The 18,599-nt window shown below is 70.3% G+C and carries 19 protein-coding genes and 1 riboswitch; of the genes, 11 read left to right on the top strand and 8 right to left on the bottom strand.

Annotation, left to right across the window (positions count from 1 at the left end; all coding sequences use genetic code 11):
- Nucleotides 1-433, bottom strand: a 433-nt coding sequence (locus ADBZ5U_RS06415) for an isocitrate/isopropylmalate family dehydrogenase (RefSeq protein WP_526263557.1), incomplete at its 3' end; no start/stop codon positions are given.
- Between the two features lie 127 nt (nucleotides 434-560).
- A riboswitch (SAM riboswitch) is annotated at nucleotides 561-681 on the top strand.
- 148 nt (nucleotides 682-829) lie between these two features.
- Between ADBZ5U_RS06415 and ADBZ5U_RS06410 the strand changes: the two genes are divergently transcribed.
- Genes ADBZ5U_RS06410 through ADBZ5U_RS06400 form a run of 3 tightly spaced genes read left to right on the top strand, consistent with a single transcriptional unit; the run spans nucleotide 830 to nucleotide 4,086 of the window.
- Complete coding sequence (locus tag ADBZ5U_RS06410) at nucleotides 830-2,173, top strand: bifunctional o-acetylhomoserine/o-acetylserine sulfhydrylase (RefSeq protein WP_526263553.1); 1,344 nt, start codon at nucleotides 830-832, stop codon at nucleotides 2,171-2,173.
- A gap of 11 nt (nucleotides 2,174-2,184) precedes the next feature.
- On the top strand, nucleotides 2,185-3,333 hold the full coding sequence (gene metX, locus ADBZ5U_RS06405) for a homoserine O-acetyltransferase MetX (protein WP_526263551.1): 1,149 nt from the start codon (nucleotides 2,185-2,187) through the stop codon (nucleotides 3,331-3,333).
- Nucleotides 3,334-4,086: a class I SAM-dependent methyltransferase gene (locus tag ADBZ5U_RS06400; RefSeq protein ID WP_526263549.1), complete on the top strand. Its 753-nt coding sequence runs from the start codon at nucleotides 3,334-3,336 to the stop codon at nucleotides 4,084-4,086.
- A 9-nt stretch (nucleotides 4,087-4,095) separates the two neighbouring features.
- Here the strand turns inward: ADBZ5U_RS06400 and ADBZ5U_RS06395 are convergent, their stop codons facing one another.
- Together ADBZ5U_RS06395 and ADBZ5U_RS06390 are read right to left on the bottom strand one after the other, a co-directional pair.
- Nucleotides 4,096-4,377 (bottom strand): DUF3017 domain-containing protein, encoded by a 282-nt coding sequence (locus ADBZ5U_RS06395; protein WP_526263547.1) that lies wholly within the window; start codon nucleotides 4,375-4,377, stop codon nucleotides 4,096-4,098.
- Nucleotides 4,374-5,222, bottom strand: a complete 849-nt coding sequence (locus ADBZ5U_RS06390; protein WP_526263545.1) for a bifunctional methylenetetrahydrofolate dehydrogenase/methenyltetrahydrofolate cyclohydrolase — start codon at nucleotides 5,220-5,222, stop codon at nucleotides 4,374-4,376. Before ADBZ5U_RS06390 ends, ADBZ5U_RS06395 begins: the two co-directional genes overlap by 4 nt.
- 15 nt (nucleotides 5,223-5,237) lie before the next feature.
- Between ADBZ5U_RS06390 and ADBZ5U_RS06385 the strand changes: the two genes are divergently transcribed.
- The 5 genes from ADBZ5U_RS06385 (at nucleotide 5,238) to ADBZ5U_RS06365 (ending at nucleotide 10,512) form a co-directional block, all read left to right on the top strand.
- The gene (locus ADBZ5U_RS06385; protein WP_526263543.1) at nucleotides 5,238-6,449 is read left to right on the top strand and encodes an NADH:flavin oxidoreductase; all 1,212 of its coding nucleotides are present in this window, start codon (nucleotides 5,238-5,240) and stop codon (nucleotides 6,447-6,449) included.
- A 21-nt stretch (nucleotides 6,450-6,470) separates the two neighbouring features.
- Nucleotides 6,471-9,047, top strand: coding sequence for an ATP-binding cassette domain-containing protein (locus ADBZ5U_RS06380; RefSeq protein WP_526263540.1), 2,577 nt, complete (start codon nucleotides 6,471-6,473; stop codon nucleotides 9,045-9,047).
- 32 nt (nucleotides 9,048-9,079) lie between these two features.
- Nucleotides 9,080-9,277 carry a hypothetical protein gene (locus ADBZ5U_RS06375; RefSeq protein ID WP_526263538.1) on the top strand — a complete coding sequence of 66 codons (198 nt, stop codon included), beginning with the start codon at nucleotides 9,080-9,082 and terminating at the stop codon, nucleotides 9,275-9,277.
- Nucleotides 9,278-9,300: 23 nt separating this feature from the next.
- Nucleotides 9,301-9,915, top strand: a complete 615-nt coding sequence (locus ADBZ5U_RS06370; protein ID WP_526263536.1) for a GNAT family N-acetyltransferase — start codon at nucleotides 9,301-9,303, stop codon at nucleotides 9,913-9,915.
- 123 nt (nucleotides 9,916-10,038) lie between these two features.
- On the top strand, nucleotides 10,039-10,512 hold the full coding sequence (locus ADBZ5U_RS06365) for a tRNA (cytidine(34)-2'-O)-methyltransferase (RefSeq protein WP_526263534.1): 474 nt from the start codon (nucleotides 10,039-10,041) through the stop codon (nucleotides 10,510-10,512).
- A 7-nt stretch (nucleotides 10,513-10,519) separates the two neighbouring features.
- On the opposite strand, the gene ADBZ5U_RS06360 is transcribed toward ADBZ5U_RS06365, so the two are convergent.
- The 3 genes from ADBZ5U_RS06360 to ADBZ5U_RS06350 form a co-directional block, all read right to left on the bottom strand.
- Nucleotides 10,520-11,161 (bottom strand): nitroreductase family protein, encoded by a 642-nt coding sequence (locus ADBZ5U_RS06360; RefSeq protein WP_526263532.1) that lies wholly within the window; start codon nucleotides 11,159-11,161, stop codon nucleotides 10,520-10,522.
- Nucleotides 11,162-11,205: 44 nt separating this feature from the next.
- Nucleotides 11,206-11,373: a hypothetical protein gene (locus ADBZ5U_RS06355; protein WP_526263530.1), complete on the bottom strand. Its 168-nt coding sequence runs from the start codon at nucleotides 11,371-11,373 to the stop codon at nucleotides 11,206-11,208.
- Between the two features lie 210 nt (nucleotides 11,374-11,583).
- Entirely contained in the window at nucleotides 11,584-14,880 is a 3,297-nt protein-coding gene (locus ADBZ5U_RS06350) for a DNA polymerase III subunit alpha (protein ID WP_526263528.1), read from the bottom strand.
- Between the two features lie 64 nt (nucleotides 14,881-14,944).
- Between ADBZ5U_RS06350 and ADBZ5U_RS06345 the strand changes: the two genes are divergently transcribed.
- The 3 genes from ADBZ5U_RS06345 to ADBZ5U_RS06335 all read left to right on the top strand — a co-directional run bounded on the left by ADBZ5U_RS06345 (nucleotide 14,945) and on the right by ADBZ5U_RS06335 (nucleotide 16,850).
- Nucleotides 14,945-15,655: a VIT1/CCC1 transporter family protein gene (locus ADBZ5U_RS06345; protein ID WP_526263526.1), complete on the top strand. Its 711-nt coding sequence runs from the start codon at nucleotides 14,945-14,947 to the stop codon at nucleotides 15,653-15,655.
- Between the two features lie 65 nt (nucleotides 15,656-15,720).
- Nucleotides 15,721-16,446 (top strand): histidine phosphatase family protein, encoded by a 726-nt coding sequence (locus ADBZ5U_RS06340; protein WP_526263524.1) that lies wholly within the window; start codon nucleotides 15,721-15,723, stop codon nucleotides 16,444-16,446.
- A complete protein-coding gene (locus ADBZ5U_RS06335) occupies nucleotides 16,443-16,850 on the top strand; it encodes an acyl-CoA thioesterase (protein ID WP_526263522.1) in 408 nt (135 codons plus the stop codon). The genes ADBZ5U_RS06340 and ADBZ5U_RS06335 overlap by 4 nt, the downstream gene beginning before the upstream one ends.
- Nucleotides 16,851-16,860: 10 nt before the next feature.
- Here ADBZ5U_RS06335 and ADBZ5U_RS06330 read toward each other — a convergent pair whose 3' ends face one another.
- A complete protein-coding gene (locus ADBZ5U_RS06330; protein ID WP_526263520.1) occupies nucleotides 16,861-18,489 on the bottom strand; it encodes a DNA polymerase Y family protein in 1,629 nt (542 codons plus the stop codon).
- On the bottom strand, nucleotides 18,486-18,551 hold the full coding sequence (locus ADBZ5U_RS06325) for an Rv3395c family protein (protein WP_526263555.1): 66 nt from the start codon (nucleotides 18,549-18,551) through the stop codon (nucleotides 18,486-18,488). Before ADBZ5U_RS06325 ends, ADBZ5U_RS06330 begins: the two co-directional genes overlap by 4 nt.
- Nucleotides 18,552-18,599: the final 48 nt, after the last annotated feature.

Genomic DNA, 18,599 nt, shown 5'->3' with positions numbered 1-18,599 from the left:
TGGCGCGGTACTGGTCGCCGAAGGCGTGCCGGCCGATGATGATCGGCTTGGTCCATCCGGGCACCAGCCGCGGAATGTTGGAGATGACGATCGGGGCGCGGAAGATGGTGCCGCCCAGGATGTTGCGGATGGTGCCGTTGGGCGAGAGCCACATCTTCTTGAGGTTGAACTCCTTGACGCGGGCCTCGTCGGGGGTGATGGTGGCGCATTTGACGCCGACGTGGTGTTTGAGGATGGCGTTGGCGGAGTCGATGGTGACCTGGTCGTCGGTGGCGTCGCGGTGCTCGATGCCCAGGTCGTAGTACTCCAGGTCGATGTCCAGGTACGGCAGGATCAGGGTGTCTTTGATCAGCTTCCAGATGATGCGGGTCATCTCGTCGCCGTCGAGCTCGACGACGGTGCCCTCGACCTTGATCTTGCGTCCGCTCGACATTGAGTCGCCCATCCTCCTCAGCCCGACGAGCAGTCGCTCGCTGGGCGCAACATTACAAGGGTTGACCGGCCGGCGACGGGGCGACTGGGCTGGCCAGGCGGCGCGGGTGTGCGATACGCTTCGCATCGGTCATGAGTGCCAGCGCGAAGCCCCGGCTTGCTGGCCGGCAACCCTCCAACCGCGGTGGGGTGCCCTGGGTGATGACCAGGTTGAGCAGCCGACAGGCGGCTGCACGGCAAGCGCGGGTCCGCCATGACGGGCCCCCCGAGTAGACAGGGAAACCTGATGCGGAGCCCTCAAATGTGTCGCTGTCGCTGATCCACGCCCCCGCGTTCGTCCCCGTGCCGGACGCCCCCCTCGTGAATTCCAGCCCAGCGACCCAAGGAGCATTCTCAAATGTCCAACCCGACCGACCCCGCCGACTGGTCCTTCGAGACCAAGCAGATCCACGCAGGCCAAAGCCCGGACAGCGCCAGCCGCGCCCGGGCGCTGCCGATCTACCAGACCACGTCCTACACCTTCGAGAGCACCGACCACGCCGCCGCGCTGTTCGGGCTGGCCGAACCGGGCAACATCTACACCCGGATCATGAACCCGACCACCGACGTCGTCGAGCAGCGCATCGCCGCCCTCGAGGGCGGAGTGGCCGCCCTGCTGCTGTCCTCCGGCCAGGCCGCCGAGACCTTCGCGATCCTCAACCTGGCCGGGGCGGGCGACCACATCGTGTCCAGCCCCCGCCTCTACGGCGGCACCTACAACCTGTTCCACCACACGCTGCCCAAGCTGGGAATCGAGACCACGTTCGTCGAGAACCCCGACGACCTGGACTCCTGGCAGGCCGCGGTGCGGCCCGACACCAAGGCGTTCTTCGGCGAGACCATCTCCAACCCGATGATCGACATCCTCGACATCCCCGGCGTCGCCGGCGTCGCGCACGCCAACGGGGTTCCGCTGATCGTGGACAACACCATCGCCACGCCCTATCTGATCCAGCCGATCGCCCACGGCGCCGACATCGTCGTGCACTCGGCCACCAAGTACCTCGGCGGCCACGGCACGGCGATCGCCGGGGTGATCGTCGACTCCGGCAACTTCGACTGGACCGCGTCGGGCAGATTCCCCGGCTTCACCACACCGGACCCGAGCTACCACGGCGTGGTGTTCGCCGACCTCGGCGCCCCGGCGTTCGCCCTCAAGGCCCGGGTGCAACTGCTGCGCGACCTCGGGTCGGCGCCGGCCCCGTTCAACGCGTTCCTGATCGCCCAGGGACTGGAGACGCTGAGCCTGCGCATCGAACGGCATGTGGCCAACGCCCTGCGGGTGGCGGAGTTCCTGGCCGGCCACCCCGAGGTGGTCGGCGTCAACTACGCCGGACTGCCCACCTCCCCGTGGTACGAGCGGGGCCGGGAACTGGCCCCCAGGGGCACCGGGGCGGTGCTGTCCTTCGAACTCGCCGGGGAGGGGCCGGTCGGCGTCGAGAAAGGAAAGGCCTTCGTCGACGCGCTTCGACTGCACAGCCACGTGGCCAACATCGGCGACGTGCGATCGCTGGTGATCCACCCCGCTTCGACCACCCATCAGCAGCTTTCGGCCGAGGAGCAGCTGACCACCGGCGTCACCCCCGGGCTGGTGCGACTGGCCGTCGGACTGGAGGGCATCGACGACATCCTGGCCGACCTGGAGCGGGGGTTCGCCGCGGCCCGGGCGGTCCCCGAACCCAGCGCCGTGGCGGCGCATTGAGAGATCCGGACATGACCATTTCCGACGAGCGCTTGCGCGAAGAGGAACGACCGGGCGAAGTCTTCGAGCGCGTCGAGACCCTCCCGGCGGAGGGCGAGGTCGGCGTCGTGGACATCGGTCCACTGACGCTGGAGAACGGCGCGGTCATCGACGACGTGTCCATCGCGGTTCAGCGCTGGGGCGAGTTGTCCCCCAACCGGGACAACGTCGTGGTGGTGCTGCACGCCCTGACCGGTGACTCGCGGGTGCCGGGCTGGTGGGACGGGATCACCGGCCCGGGCGCGCCGATCGACACCGACCGCTGGTGCGCGGTGGCCACCAACGTGCTGGGCGGGTGCCGCGGCTCGACCGGGCCGAGTTCGCTGGCCCGCGACGGCAAGCCCTGGGGGTCACGCTTCCCGTTGATCACGGTTCGCGACCAGGTCGACGCCGACGTGGCCGCGCTGGCCGCCCTCGGCATCACCGAGGTGGCGGCGGTGATCGGCGGGTCGATGGGCGGCGCCCGGGCTCTGGAGTGGATGATCGGCTACCCCGACCGGGTGCGGGCAGCGCTGGTGCTGGCGGTCGGCGCGCGCGCCACCGCGGACCAGATCGGCACCCAGAGCAGCCAGATCGCGGCCATCAAGTCCGATCCGGACTGGCAGGGCGGGGACTACCACGGCACCGGCCGCTCGCCGGACTCCGGTCTGCAACTGGCCCGCCGGTTCGCCCATCTCACCTACCGCGGCGAAGCCGAACTGGACACCAGGTTCGGCAATGACGGCCAGGGCAGCGGGGATGACCGGGAGGATCCGCTGACCGGCGGACGCTACGCGGTGCAGAGTTACCTGGAACACCAGGGCACCAAGCTGATTCGCCGTTTCGACGCCGGCAGCTATGTGGCGCTCACCGAGACGCTGTCCAACCACGACGTCGGACGCGGTCGCGGCGGGGTGGCCGCTGCCCTGCAGTCCTGCCCGGTGCCGGCCGTGGTCGGCGGCATCACCTCCGACCGGCTCTACCCGCTGCGGCTGCAGCGGGAACTGGCCGAACTGCTGCCGAACTGCGGGGGCCTCAACGTCGTCGAGTCGGTCTACGGCCACGACGGTTTCCTGATCGAGACCGAGTCGGTGGGCCGGCTGGTCCGCGAGGCCCTGGCGCTGGCCGGCGGGCGGCGGTAGATGACGGCAGCCGACGGCGGTCGCAGGGAACGCTCGCTGTCCTTCGGCTCCCAGGCGGCCGCCTACGAGCGCGGGCGGCCGTCCTACCCGCCGGCGGCCGTCGACTGGCTGCTGTCCCCCGCCGTCGGCGGCCCGGTGCGCGATGTGCTGGACCTGGGCGCCGGGACCGGGAAGCTCACCAGCCGGCTGGTCGAGCGCGACCTTGACGTGGTGGCGGTCGACCCGATCACCGAACTGCTCGACGTGCTGCGCGCGACGCTGCCCGAGACCCCCGCCCTGCTGGGTACCGCCGAGCAGATTCCGTTGCCGGACAACAGCGTTGACGCGGTCCTGGTAGCCCAAGCGTGGCATTGGTTCGACCCGCAACGGGCGGTGGCCGAGGTGGTACGGGTGCTACGGCCCGGTGGCCGGCTGGGCCTGCTGTGGAATGTCCGCGACGAACGCCTGGGGTGGGTCAGGGACTTCGGCCGGATCGTCGGGCTCGAACACGACTGGGCCAACGCCACCGTGGTGTTGCCCGAACCGTTCACCGACGTGCAGACCCACCGGGTGGAGTGGACGAATTACGTGACGCGAGAGGCGCTGATCGACTACGTCGCCTCGCGCAGTTACTGCATCACCTCGCCGGCGGAGGTGCGCACCCGCACGCTGGACGAGGTACGGACGCTACTGGCCACCCACCCGGCGCTGGCGAATTCGCAGGGCATCGCGCTGCCGTACATCACGGTATGCGCGCGGGCACTGCTGGGCTGACCCCCCGGCTCAGCTCGTCCCGAGGGGTTCGATGGTCCAGGCGGTGTAGATCATGATGGCGCTGATCGTGGTCATGGTGGCGAAGTCCAGGGGCTTGTCGCGGACCACCAGCAGGCCGGCCCGGCCGTCGGGCAGCACCAGTCGCAGTGCGGCGGCCACCCCGACACCGACCCCGATCAGGAACGCCCCGCGCCGCCAGAATCCGGCGGCGACGAGCGCCAGAGCGATCAGGAAGATGCCCGCGACGGTCAGGATGGGCCACTGGGCCCGGCCCACCTCGCGCGCGCTCACAGCGCGGCTTCGGCTCGCTCGACGACGTTGGTCAGCAGGAACGCACGGGTCAGCAGGCCGACGCCGCCCGGGTTGGGCGACACCTGGCCGGCCACCTCCCACACCCCCGGCGCCACGTCGCCGGTGAGCACCCCGTCGACCCGGCTGACCCCGACGTCGACGACGGCCGCACCGGGCCGGACCATTCCGGCGGTGAGCATGTGCGGCACCCCGGCGGCCGCGACGACGATGTCGGCCTGCCGGGTGAACGCCGGGAGGTCGCGAGTTCCGGTGTGGCACAGCGTCACTGTCGCGTTCTCGGTCCTGCGGGTGAGCAGCAGGCCCAGCGGGCGCCCGACGGTGATGCCGCGGCCGATCACCACCACGTGCGCGCCGTCGATCGGCACGTCGAAACGGCGCAGCAGCGCCACGATGCCGCGCGGGGTGCACGGCAGCGGCGCCGGCTCGCCCAGCACGAGGCGGCCCAGGTTCATCGGGTGCAGGCCGTCGGCGTCCTTGGCCGGGTCGATGCGCTCCAGCGCGGCGTTCTCGTCGAGGTGGCGCGGCAACGGCAGTTGCACGATGTAGCCGGTGCAGTCCGGGTCGGCGTTGAGTTCGTCGATGGCGTCGTCGAGTTGAGCCTCGGAGGCGTCGGCCGGCAGGTCGCGGCGGATCGAGGTGATCCCGACCTTGGCGCAGTCGGAGTGCTTGCCCCGAACATAGGCGTGCGAGCCGGGGTCGTCGCCGACCAGCACGGTGCCCAGTCCGGGGGTGCGACCGGCGGCGGCGAGGGCGGCCACCCGCCGGGTGAGGTCGGCGAAGATCTCGTCGCGGGTCAGCTTGCCGTCCAGGGTCTGCGCGGGCACGGCTACATTCTGCATATGGGCCCTTTTCCGGATGTGTCCAGCCCGGCACCGGACGTCTTCAGCCCGGCGCGACTGGGTCCGATCACGCTGCGCAACCGCATCATCAAGGCGGCCACCTTCGAGGCCCGCACTCCCGGGGCGCTGGTGAGCGACGACCTGATCGCCTTCCACCGGGCGATGGCGGCCGGTGGGGTGGGCATGACGACAGTCGCCTACTGCGCGGTGAGCCCGGGCGGGCGCACCGACGCCTCGGCGCTGTGGATGCGCCCGGAGGCGGTGCCCGGTCTGCGCCGACTGGCCGAGGCCGTGCACGCCGAGGGCGCGGCGGTCAGCGCCCAGATCGGCCACGCCGGGCCGGTGGCCGACGCCCGGTCCAACGAGGCCGTCGCGCTGGCGCCGGTGCGGTTCTTCAACCCGCTGTCGATGCGGTTCGCCCGGCACGCGACCCGCCGGGATCTCGACGAGGTGATCGCCGCCCACGCGACCGCGGCGCGCCACGCCATCGACGCCGGTTTCGACGCCGTCGAGATCCACCTCGGCCACAACTACCTTGCCAGTTCGTTCCTGTCGCCGTTGATCAACCGGCGCACCGACGAGTTCGGCGGATCGCTGGCCAACCGCGCCAAGGTGGCCCGCGGAATCGTGCGAGCCGTGCGGGAGGAGGTCGGCCGCGACGGCACTCCGGCGATCGCGGTGACCGCAAAGCTGAACATGGCCGACGGGGTGCGCGGCGGCATCGGCATCGAGGAGTCGCTGCAGACGGCCCGCTGGCTTCAGGACGACGGCGGCCTGGACGCGCTGGAACTGACCGCCGGCAGTTCCCTGGTCAACCCGATGTACCTGTTCCGCGGCGAGGCCCCGGTCAAGGAGTTCGCCGCCGCGTTCGCCCCGCCGCTGCGCTGGGGCATCCGGATGAGCGGCACCAGGTTCCTCCGCGAGTACCCCTACCGGGACGGCTTCCTGCTGCGCGACGCCGAGCGGTTCCGCGGCGAGTTGACCATGCCGCTGATCCTGCTCGGCGGGGTCACCAACCGGGAGACCATGGACCGGGCGATGGCCGCCGGCTTCGACTTCGTCGCGATGGGCCGGGCGCTGCTGGCCGAGCCGGACCTGGTCGACCGCATCCGGGCCGACGGCGCGGTGCGCTCGATCTGTGACCACTGCAACAAGTGCATGCCGACGATCTACACCCGGACGCACTGCGTGGTCACGGGGGCTCCGCTGTGATGTTCGCCTAGCATTGCGCCGATGAACGCGCCCGTTCTGACCGTCCGATACAACGGCCAGCCCCGCACCTTCGCACCCGGCAACGACGTCGTGGTGGGGCGCGACCTGCGTGCCGACGTGCGCATCGCGCACCCCCTGGTGTCGCGCGCCCATCTGGTGCTGCGGTTCGACCCCCACGCGGCGGGGGGAGGCCGCTGGATGGCGGTGGACAACGGATCCCTCAACGGGATGTACGTGCGTGGGCGCCGGCTCCAGGAAGCCGACATCGCCGACGGGACGACGATCAACATCGGCAACCCGGACGGACCGCCGGTAAGCTTCGAACTCGGCCGCCACCGGGGCCCGGCCGGGCAGCCGCCGGAGACCTCGACGGAGATCATCGCCCAGGCGTATCCGCAGCCCCGAACGCAACCGGCCTACCCACCGCCGCCGCCCTCGCGGCCGATGTATCCCGGCTCGCGGCCGCAGCCCGTCTATCCACCCGCCCAGCCGCCGACCCAGCCGCCGGCCTATCCACCGCCGCCGAGCAGGCCGCTGACCGTACCGCCGTCGCCACCGACCGCACCGGACGCCGCACCCACCCAGATGGGGCCCTCCGCGGTCCGCCCGACGGGGTCGTCGAACCTGGCCACCTCGATGCTGAAGATCCTCAAGCCGGGATCGTCGACCCCGGCGCCGCCGGGATCGCTGAAGATCGGCCGGTCGACCGACAACGACGTCGTCATCCCCGACGTGCTGGCGTCGCGCCACCACGCCACGTTGATCCCCACCCCGGGCGGGACGGAGATCGTCGACAACCGTTCCATCAACGGCACGTTCGTCAACGGCACGCGCGTCGACACCGCCCTGCTGAACGACGGCGACGTGGTGACCATCGGCAACGTCGACCTGGAGTTCGCCGGCGGGACGCTGGTGCGCCGCACCGACACCGCGGCGGCCACCGCGACCGGCGGACTGGACGTGCGCAGCGTCACCTGGACCATCGAGAACAACAAGACGCTGCTGGAGAACATCTCGCTGACCGCCCGTCCCGGCAGCCTGACCGCGGTGATCGGCCCGTCGGGCGCCGGCAAGTCCACCCTGGCCCGCCTCATCGCCGGCTACACCCACCCGACCAGCGGCACGGTGAGCTTCGAGGGCCACAACGTCCACGCCGACTACGCCTCACTGCGGTCCCGGATCGGGATGGTGCCGCAGGACGACGTGGTGCACGGACAGCTGACCGTCAACCAGGCCCTGATGTACGCCGCGGAGTTGCGGCTGCCGCCGGACACCACCCGCGAGGACCGCCAGCAGGTGGTCGAACAGGTGCTGGCCGAACTGGAGATGACCCAGCACGCCGAGACCCGGGTGGACAAACTGTCCGGCGGTCAGCGCAAGCGGGCCTCGGTGGCCCTGGAGCTGCTGACCGGGCCGTCGCTGCTGATCCTCGACGAGCCGACCTCGGGCCTGGACCCCGCGCTGGACCGCCAGGTGATGACCATGTTGCGCGACCTGGCCGACGCCGGCCGCGTGGTGCTGGTGGTCACCCATTCGCTGACCTACCTGGATGTCTGCGATCAGGTGCTGCTGCTCGCGCCGGGCGGCAAGACCGCGTTCTGCGGGCCGCCCGCCGAGATCGGGCCCGCGATGGGAACGACGAACTGGGCCGACATCTTCAGCGCCGTGGCCGGCGACCCGCAGGCCGCCAACGACCGGTATCTCGCGCTGACCGGTCCGCAGCCGCCGCCGCCGCCGATGGAGGCGCCGTCGGATCTGGGTGAGCCGGTGCACACCAGCCTGCGCCGGCAGTTCTCCACCATCATGCGCCGCCAGGCCAGGCTGATCATCTCCGACCGCGGCTACTTCTTCTTCCTGGCGCTGTTGCCGTTCATCATGGGTGTGCTGTCGCTGGCGGTGCCGGGGGACGTCGGCTTCGGCATCCCCGACCCGATGGGCGGCTCCCCCAACGAACCCGGCCAGATTCTGGTGTTCCTCAACGTCGGCGCGGTGTTCATGGGAACCGCGCTGACCATCCGGGACCTGATCAGCGAACGCGCCATCTTCCGCCGCGAGCAGGCGGTGGGTTTGTCGACGACGGCCTACCTGTTGGCCAAGGTGGGCGTCTACACCCTGTTCGCGGTGCTGCAGTCGGCGATCATGGTGTCGATCGTGGTGTGGGGCAAGGGCGGTCCCACTCAGGGCGCGGTCGCCCTGGGCAACCCGTCGGTGGAACTGTTCGCCACCATCGCCGCGACCTGCGTTGCCTCGGCCAGTCTCGGCCTGCTGCTGTCGGCGATCGCGAAATCCAATGAGCAGATCATGCCGCTGCTGGTGGTGGCGATCATGAGCCAGTTGGTGTTCTCCGGCGGCATGGTCCCGGTCACCAATCGTCCGGTGCTCGATCAGCTTTCGTGGTTCACCCCGGCCCGGTGGGGGTTCGCCGCGTCGGCGTCGACGGTGGATCTGGTCAACCAGGTGCCCGGTCCGCTGACGCCGAAGGACCGGTGGTGGAAACACACCGGGTCGAGTTGGTGGTTCGACATGGCGATGCTGGCCGGCCTGAGCGTTCTTTACCTGGGATTGGTGCGCTGGAGAATCCGATTGAAGGCCGCTTAGCCGATCCTCCCGGGCCTGAGCTACCGTGAGTTATGACCAGAACTTTGACAGCGGCGCTGTTCGCCGTGGCGTCCGTCCTGTTCGCGCCGCACGCCGCCGCGGGGATCTTCCAGCCTTACTGCTCGGGGGATCAAACCCCGTTGGACACCAACTGCCAACCGATGGCCTATCAGGTGGCCGTCGACGAACTCGGGCTGACCCCGGGCCAGCCGCCGGTGACCGGCCGCTGACCGACTCCGGACACCGTGCGCTGATGGGCGCTTGGGCGACACCGGTGATCCTGAAGGGCGGCCACGTACGGCTCGAGCCGCTTTCAACCGCCCACCATGACGCGCTCTGCGAGGCGGTTCGGGACGGCGAGCTCTGGAAGCTTTGGTACACCGTCATCCCGGAACCCGCCCAGATGCGCGATGAAATCGCGCGTCGACTCGACGAACAGAGTCGTGGCACCATGTGCCCTTTCGCAGTCATCGACCCGGTCACCAACCGCGCGGTTGGTATGACGACCTACCTGAACATCGACGCACCGAACCGGCGCCTGGAGATCGGGTCCACCTGGTATCGGAGGAGCGTCCAGCGAACCGCACTCAACACCGAGGCGAAGCGTCTGATGCTCGCCCATGCCTTCGACGAGCTGGGTTGCATAGCGGTCGAGTTCCGCACGCATTTCTTCAACCACCCGAGCCGGCGTGCCATCGAACGGCTGGGAGCCAAGCTCGACGGCGTGCTGCGTAGTCACCAGATCAATCGCCACCCGCAGGCCCACGGCTCGTTGCGGGATACCTGCGTTTACAGCATCATCGGGGCCGAATGGCCAACGGTGCGAGCACATCTTGATCACCGACTCGCCACCACGGGGCCGGTCTGAGCCCACCCGTGGCGAGAGCGGCCGCCGCGCCGGCCCCGGCGGTACCCTTCTCGCTGTGGGGCAGGACGGATCGTGAGACTGATCGAGTCGCTGATCGACCGGCGAGACCGTTAGACCGGCCCGTTGTTCAGGATTCTCTTCCACTCGCCGCGCATCGCGCCGAACACCGGCAACGCGATCCGCATGGTGGCCGCCACGGGGTGCGAGTTGCATCTGGTGGAGCCCCTCGGTTTCGACCTGTCCGAGCCCAGACTTCGCCGCGCCGGACTGGACTACCACGACCTCGCGTCGGTCACCGTGCACCGATCACTGGAAGATGCGTGGGCGGCAGTCGGGGGTGCCCGGGTGTTCGCCTTCACCGCGCACGCCGAGCGCTCGTTCACCGAGATCCGCTATGCGCCCGGGGATGTGCTGCTGTTCGGCCCGGAGCCGACCGGCCTGGACGAGGCGACACTGGCCGACCCGCACGTGACCGAACAGGTGCGGATCCCGATGCTTGCCGGGCGCCGGTCGCTGAACCTGTCCAATGCCGCCGCGGTGGCCGCTTACGAGGCGTGGCGCCAACACGGCTTCGCCGGGGCCGCCGACGTTCAGTGAGCGCGAATCACCAACTGTCCCAGTGGGTCAGCTGCTCGGCGGGCAGGCGCTTGGCCATCTTGAAATCGGTGCCCTTGGTGTAGGCGATGGGGAACAGCCCGCCCTGGGTGTAGTCCGCGAACGGGATCCCCAGCAGATCTGCGGCCTGCCGCTCCCCGTCGCCGACGAGGTGCAGGGTCGTCCACGCCGTCCCGAGGCCGCGTGCGCGCAGGGCGAGCATGAAGCTCCAGACCGCCGGCAGCAGCGACCCCCAGTAGGCGGCCTGCATACCGACCGGCGCGTTATCCGGCCGCCCGTCCAGCAGGGGGATCAGCATGACCGGGGCCTTTTCCATGTTCTGGTTGAGGTACTTCGCGGAGTTCATCACGGCGTCCATCTGCTCGTCGCGGATATCGCCGTGCTCACGCTTGGGCAGGTCCAGGTACGGGGTGGCGTTGGCCCGGTAGATCTGAGCCAGGGCCTGTTTCTTGGCCGGATCCTCGATGAACATCCACTGCCAGCCCTGGGAGTTGGACCCGGTGGGCGCCTGCAGAGCGATGTCAAGGCACTCCATCAGCACCTCGCGGGGAACCGGCTTGTCGAAGTCCAGACGCTTGCGGACCGACCGGGTGGTGGTCAGGACTTCATCGGCGGAGAGGTGAAGGGTCATGCGAGAAGACTACGGAGGTTCCCCTGGCGCGGGAACCGGAGGTTTCAGCAGGCGTCGAGCAGACCCATGCCGGGCCGCATCGTCATCCGGTCGCGACGTTCGGCCTCGATGCCGACGATGTTGGCAACGGTGTTGGCGACATCGGCGTAGCCACGGGTGCGGAGAATGCCTTCGACGTAGATGGCCAACTGCATTTCGGTCTCGGTCATCATGGCGGTGCTCCCCGGTCGGACGTTGCTGCGGCAGTGCTGTGACGGTTCCGTCTCCCGTAATGTACCCACGGTCCGGGCTTCCTTAAACCGATCTTTTCGGCCTTCTGCACGCGTGAAATCCGTATCCCCAGGTGGAACTCCACCGGCTTGGGTAATCGTCAGCAACTTCTCAGCCGCAACTTATGAGGGTTACAGGCATTTGCTAACGGCTTAGCGGAAATCCCGGGACCGCGACTGCACCGTCATGGCCAGCGGCCCGATCCGTTCGGCCACCACCGTCACCGCGCCACCGGCGTTCTGAACCCGGCCGCGGATCAGCAGCGCCGGTGCGGTCTGGGCGATCCGCCGGTGTCGCGCCCACACCCCCGGCGTGCACAACACATTGACCATGCCGGTCTCGTCCTCGAGGTTCACGAACGTCACCCCCCGCGCCGTGGCCGGTCGCTGCCGGTGGGTGACCGCACCGGCGACCAGCACCCGGCTGCCGTCGGGAACCGCCGCCAGTCGCTGCGCCGGGACGACACCCATCGCATCGAGGTCGGAACGCAGGAACTGCGTCGGAAAGCTGTTCGGGGAGACACCGGTGGCCCAGACGTCGGCCGCGGCCAGTTCGGTCGCACTCATGCCGGGCAGCGCGGGAACATGCGACGACGAACCCACCCCGGGCAGCCGGTCGGGGCGCTCGGCGGCGGCGGCCCCGGCCGCCCAGAGCGCCTCCCGGCGGGTGATGCCGAAGCATCCCAGCGCACCCGCGGTGGCCAGCGACTCGGTCTGGGGAACCGAAAGCCGAACCCGGCCGGTCAGATCCAGCAGCGTTGCGTAGGGGCCGCCCGCCTCGCGGTCGTCAACGATGCGCTGGGCGAGTTGCGTGCCGATGTGACGCACGTCCGCCAGGCCCAGCCGGACCTCCAGTCCGGCGTTCTCGAGGGTGGCGTGGGCCAAGCTGGCGTTGACATCCGGCCCGCGCACTCGCACCCCGTGCCGGCGGGCGTCGGCGACCAGCGACTGCGGGGAGTAGAAACCCATCGGCTGGGCCCGCAACAGCGCCGCACAGAACGCCGCGGGGTGGTGCAGCTTGAACCACGCCGAGTAGAACACCAGTGAGGCGAAGGACAGCGAATGGCTCTCCGGGAAGCCGAAATTGGCGAATGCCTCCAGCTTCTCGTAGATCCGGTCGGCCACCTCGCCGGTGATGCCGTGCAACTCGGCCATACCGGCGTAGAACCGGTCCCGCAGACCTCGCATCCTGGCGGTGGAACGCTTGGACCCCATGGCCCGGCGCAACTGGTCGGCCTCGGCGGGTGTGAAACCCGCGCAGTCCACCGCCAGTTGCATCAGCTGCTCCTGGAAGAGCGGCACTCCCAATGTCTTTCGCAGTGCCGGCTCCATCGACGGGTGGTCATAGGTGACCGGCTCCAGGCCGTTGCGCCGTTTGATATAGGGATGCACCGATCCGCCCTGGATCGGGCCGGGGCGGATCAGCGCCACCTCAACCACCAGGTCGTAGAAGACCCGCGGCTTCAGCCGGGGCAGGGTGGCCATCTGGGCGCGGGACTCCACCTGGAAGACCCCGATGGAGTCGGCGCGCTGCAGCATCTCGTAGACGGCATGTTCGGACAGGTCGAGCCTGGCCAGGTCCACCTCGACGCCCTTGTGCTCGGCGACCAGGTCGATCGCGTAGTGCAGAGCCGACAGCATGCCCAGCCCCAGCAGATCGAACTTCACCAAACCGATTGCCGCACAGTCGTCTTTGTCCCACTGCAGCACGCTGCGGCCGGGCATCCGGGCCCACTCCACCGGGCAGACGTCGGCGATCGGACGGTCGCAGATCACCATGCCCCCGGAGTGGATACCCATGTGCCTGGGCAGATCGGCGATCTGTCCGGCCAGGTCGACCACCTGCCCGGGAATGCCGTCGAGGTCGCCGGAGTCGGTCAGCGGACCCCACCGGCTGATCCGTTTACTCCAGGCATCCTGCTGGCCCTGCGAGAAGCCCAGCGCCCGCGCGGTGTCGCGCACCGCACTGCGGCCCCGGTAGGTGATCACGTTGGCGACCTGCGCGGCGTAGTCGCGGCCGTACCGGGCGTAGACGTACTGGATGACGTGCTCGCGCAGGTCCGACTCGATGTCGATGTCGATGTCGGGCGGCCCGTCGCGGGCCGGCGACAGGAACCGCTCGAACAGCAGGCCGTTGGCGACCGGGTCGACGGCGGTGACGCCCAGGGCGTAGCAGACCGCGGAGTTGGCCGCCGATCCGCGGCCCTGGCACAGGATGTCGTTACGCCGGCAGAACTGTGTGATGTCATGCACCACAAGGAAATAGCCGGGGAAATTCAGCGCGGCGATGACGTCGAGTTCCCGCTCGATCTGGGCGTAGGCCCGCGCCGCGCCGGCCCGCGGGCCGTAGCGTCCACCCGCGCCGGCCATGACCAGCTCACGCAGCCAGCTGTCCTCGGTGTGCCCCGCGGGAACGTCGAACGGGGGCAGTTGCGGGGCGATCAGAGCCAGTTCGAAGGCGCACTCCTCGCCGAGATCCGCCGCCGCGGCGAGCGCTTCGGGATACCGGGCGAACCGCCGGGCCATCTCCTCCCCCGATCTCAGGTGCGATCCGCCCAGCGGGGCCAGCCAGCCGGCCGCGGAGTCCAGGGACTGCCGGGCCCGGATCGCGGCCATGGTCGCCGCCAGCCGCCCGCGGCTCGGGTCGGCGAAATGCGCCCCGGTGGTGGCGACCACGCCGACGCCGAACCGCGGCGCGAGCGCGGCCAGCGCCGCGTTGCGCTCGTCATCGAGCGGGTGACCGTGCTGGGTCAGTTCGACACTGACCCGGCCCGGCCCGAACCGGTCCACCAGATCAGCCAGCGCCCCGGCTGCCGCTTCCGGACCGCCCGTCGAGAGCGCCTGGCGCACATGGCCTTTGCGGCAGCCGGTCAGGATGTGCCAGTGCCCGCCGGCGAACTCGGTGAACGAGTCGTAGTCATAGCGCGGCCTTCCCTTCTGCCCGCCGGCCAGGTGGGCGGCGGCCAGCTGTCGGGACAGCCGCCGGTAGCCCTCCGGCCCGCGGGCCAGCACCAGCAGATGCGGGCCGGGCGGGTCCGGAGCCTCGGTGCGGGCGGTGTCGGCCAGCGACAGTTCGGCGCCGAAGACCGTGCGCACACCCAGTTCGCGGGCCGCCTCGGCGAAACGCACCACCCCGTACAGCCCGTCGTGATCGGTGAGCGCGATCGCGCCCAGTCCCAGCCGGGCCGCCTCCTCGACGAGTTCCTCCGGGGTGCTGGCGCCGTCGAGGAAGCTGAACGCCGAGTGGGCATGCAACTCGGCGTAGCGGACACCCGGGGGGCGGCGCTCCGCGTCCGGGGGCGCCAGATAGCCCGGGCGTCTGCGCGACCAGGCCGGACCGTCGCTGCCGTCGGCCGGCGGCTGTGCCAGCGCGTGGCGCTGCGCCGGCGGCCTGCTGTTGAGCACCCGCTCCATCTCCGACCAGGTCGGCGGCCCGTCATTCCAGCCCACCCCCGTAGGATATAGAACATACGTTCGATAGAACAGAGGGGGTGTCGGCCCCTACGCTCAACCGGTGACTCCAGACGTTCATCCCGCCGAACCGCATGTCGGCGCCATCAACACCAAGCTCAACTGGCTGCGCGCGGGGGTGCTCGGCGCGAATGACGGCATCGTCTCGGTGGCCGGCATCGTCATCGGCGTCGCGGCGGCCACCCAGGACCGGGGGCCGATCTTCACCGCGGGTGTGGCAGGCCTGGCCGCCGGTGCGCTGTCGATGGCGCTGGGCGAGTACGTCTCGGTGAGCACCCAGCGCGACACCGAGAAGGCACTGCTGGCCAAGGAACGCTGGGAACTCGCGGAGAAGCCCGACGAGGAGTTCGAGGAACTCGTGGGGCTCTACCAGAGCAAGGGACTCTCCCCGGAGACCGCACGGACGGTGGCCCGCGAACTGACCGACCACGACGTCTTCGCCGCGCACGTCGACGTCGAGCTGGGCATCGACCCCGACGAACTGACCAACCCGTGGCACGCCGCGATCTCCTCGGCGATCTCCTTCACCATCGGCGCACTGCTCCCGATGCTGGCCATCCTGCTGCCGGGGCCGTCGGTGCGCATCCCGATCACCTTCTTCGCCGTGCTGGTCGCGCTGGCCGTCACCGGCTGGATCAGCGCCCGCCTCGGCGGGGCCGACCCGGTGCGCGCCACTCAGCGGGTGGTGGTCGGCGGCGCCCTGGCGATGGCGGTCACCTACGCGATCGGCCGTGCCATGGGCGGGGTCATCTAAGCGCCCCGGCCGGTGTACTCGCCGAATCCCGCCCGTCGGCGCCGTCGAGAGTGCACGCTGTTCCCATGCAGGTTTCGCGCGCCCGTAGAGCCTCCTCCGCACTGGTGGTCGTCCTGTCGGTGATGCTGCTCGCCGCGTGCGGCGGACAGCCGCAGCCCGACGTCCGCAACATCACCCTGACCCTGATCCGGCACGCGGAATCCGAGGCCAACGCCAACGACATCGCGTCCACCGCGGTGCCCGGCCCGGGGCTGACCCCGCTCGGACGGGAGCAGGCCCAGAATCTGGCCGGCGAGTTGTCCGGCGGTGGCTACGACGGGGTGTTCGCCTCCCAGTTGCTGCGCAGCCAGCAGACCGCGGCACCGACGGCCAAGGCGCTGGGCGAACAGGCCGTCGTGCTGCCCGGCCTCAACGAGATCCCGGCGGGCTGGTTCGAAGGCATTCCGATGAAGGACACCTCCGGCACCTTCCTGCTGGGGCCGCAGAGCTGGCTCAAGGGTGATCGCCGGTTCGGCATCCCGGGATCGGTGAACGGCAACCAGTTCAACGAGGCGTTCACCGACGCGGTGCAGAAGATCTACGACAGCGGCGACGACAAGCCGGTGGCATTCTCCAGCGGCCTGGCGATGATGGTGTGGACGCTGATGAACGCGCGCAACGGCAGGCCGACCCTGCTCACCGATCACCCGGTGCCCAACATCGGCCGGATCGTGCTGAGCGGCAACCCGGTCACCGGTTGGAGCCTCGTCTCCTGGGACGGAATCACGAGCTTCAGCATCGACGCTGCATGAGTCCGGTTGCGCGCTGCGCAATGCCGCTGCGGGTGCGCTACGTCGAATGCGACATGCAGGGCCGGGTGTTCAACGCCCACTACCTCACCTGGCTGGACATGGCCCACAGCGAGGCATTGCGGGAACTGTTCGGCGGATACCGGGAACTGACCGACCGCGGTATCGACCTGGTGGTGGCCGCTGCGGAGTTGCAGTTCCGCGCGCCGGCCACCTTCGAGGACGAACTGCTGGTCGAGGTAACCCTCGATGCTCCCGGGCGCACCTCGTTGCGCAGCCGTTTCTCCATCACCCGCGGTGGCGATCCGATCGCCGAGGCGGCGATGGTCCACGTCTGCGTGGACGCCACCAGCTTCGCGAAGCAGCCGTGGCCGGACTGGTTCCGCGACCGGATCGCCGACGCGTGAGTTCCCGGACCTATTCATAGGCGCCCTCCAGATACCAGCGGCCTCGGCGGTAGCACAGCAGCAGTGCGGTGTCGGCCACCAGAACCTGGGCCCGGGCGATCAGCCCGGACCGCGGCGGCCCGGCCTGGTCCACGCCCGGTTCGGGCTCCCACCACCGCTCGTCCACCGGCCACGGCCCGGCCCACCAGCTGAGCTCGCCCCGGTAGGCGGGCCTGGCACCGTCCAGCCGGGCCGGCTCGGCGGTGAACATCCCCCGGGCGGTCACCCGAACCGGATTGCCTTGACAGTCAAGGACTTCGACGGGCTCATCGAGCAGCACCGTCGGCGCGGGCTTGGGAAGCCGGCCGGGCCAGGGCAGGTCGGGGGCATCCCGGGGCGCGGGCTCGTCGCCGAGCGGGGTCAGCGTGATCCGCTCGGCAGGCCCGCGTCCACCGCTGAGCACCGGCACCTGCACCGCATCCTGGCCCAGCAGACCCTGCACGCGCACCAGGGCCCGGCGGGCCCGCTGCCGGTCCTCCTCGCCGAGGCCGCCCCACAACGGCAACTGAAGCGCCTCGGCGGAAACCACTTCCACCGGCTCCAGCCGAAGCAGGACCACCGGTCCGGTGGGGCCGGTCCGCCCCCCCGTCTTCCGGGAAGCCAGCCAGCCGTCGAGTTGCCAGCGCACCCGGTCGGCGGTCGCATCCTCGGTCAACGGTTCCGCGCACCGCCACACCCGGGTCAGTTCCCCGCCGGGGCTTATCCCCCGGTCGCTGCGCTCCTGCCCGCCGGAGGCGGTGCCGGCATGGATGGCCAGCCGGGTGCAGCCGACACCGGCCGCCTCCAGGCTTCGGTGCAGGGCGGCGGCCAACGTCCGCCCCGCGAACGCGGCCGCGTCGACCCGGTCGACGGGCGGGTCGCAGTGCAACACCGCGTCGAGGTCGGGAGGGAGTTCGCGCCCGTAGGGGCCGCGACCCGGTTCGCCCCGGGCGCAGCGATGCGCGATCACCGCATCCGCCCCGAACCGGGAGGCGACATCCCCGCGAGGCAGCGCCGCAAACTGCCCGATCGTACGAATTCCCATGCGCCACAACAGATCTACAAGATCGGACCGGCCAGGACCGGAGAGGCTGGGCTCCGTCGACAAGTGCATGACGGACAACTCCGACAAGAACGCGGCATCCTGGCCCGGCTCCAGCACCCGGCCGGCCCGGGCGGCGAACACCGCGGTGGGCAATTCGTCGGCCACCCCGACCTGGCACTCCGCACCGGCGGCGGCGACGGCGTCGACCAGGCGTTCGGCGGCGGCCTGCTCGGAGCCGAAATAGCGGGCCGCGCCCCGGACCGGCAGCACCAGCAGTCCGGGCCTGAGCACCTCGGCGCGGGGCACCACATCGTCGACCGCGGCGATCACGCCCTCGAAGAACCGGGCGTCGCGGGCCGGGTCGGCGGCTGCGACATGCACCTGCGGGCACCGGGCCTGCGCCTCCCGCCGCCGCAGGCCGCGCCGCACCCCGGCCTCGCGGGCCGACGCCGAACAGGCGACCACCCGATTGGCGCAGGTGACCGCGACCGGGGCGGTGAACGGCAGCCCGGCCGCGGCAGCGGCCGCCACGGCCGGCCAGTCCATGCACCAGACGGCCAGCACCCGGTCGGTCATGTCCGTCCCCGGGCGCGGATGGCCACCCGCACCCGGCTGATGCGTCCGCAGCCCGGCCGCATCCCGCCAGCCCCGCCGATGTCGTACCCGCACACCCGGGCATCCATCCG

Origin of the sequence: Mycobacterium sp. (assembly GCF_040398885.1) — a bacterium.
In the GTDB taxonomy this organism is placed as follows: Bacteria; Actinomycetota; Actinomycetes; order Mycobacteriales; family Mycobacteriaceae; genus Mycobacterium.
Note: the sequence above shows the minus strand (reverse complement) of the source record. Positions and strands in the feature narration are given on the sequence as shown.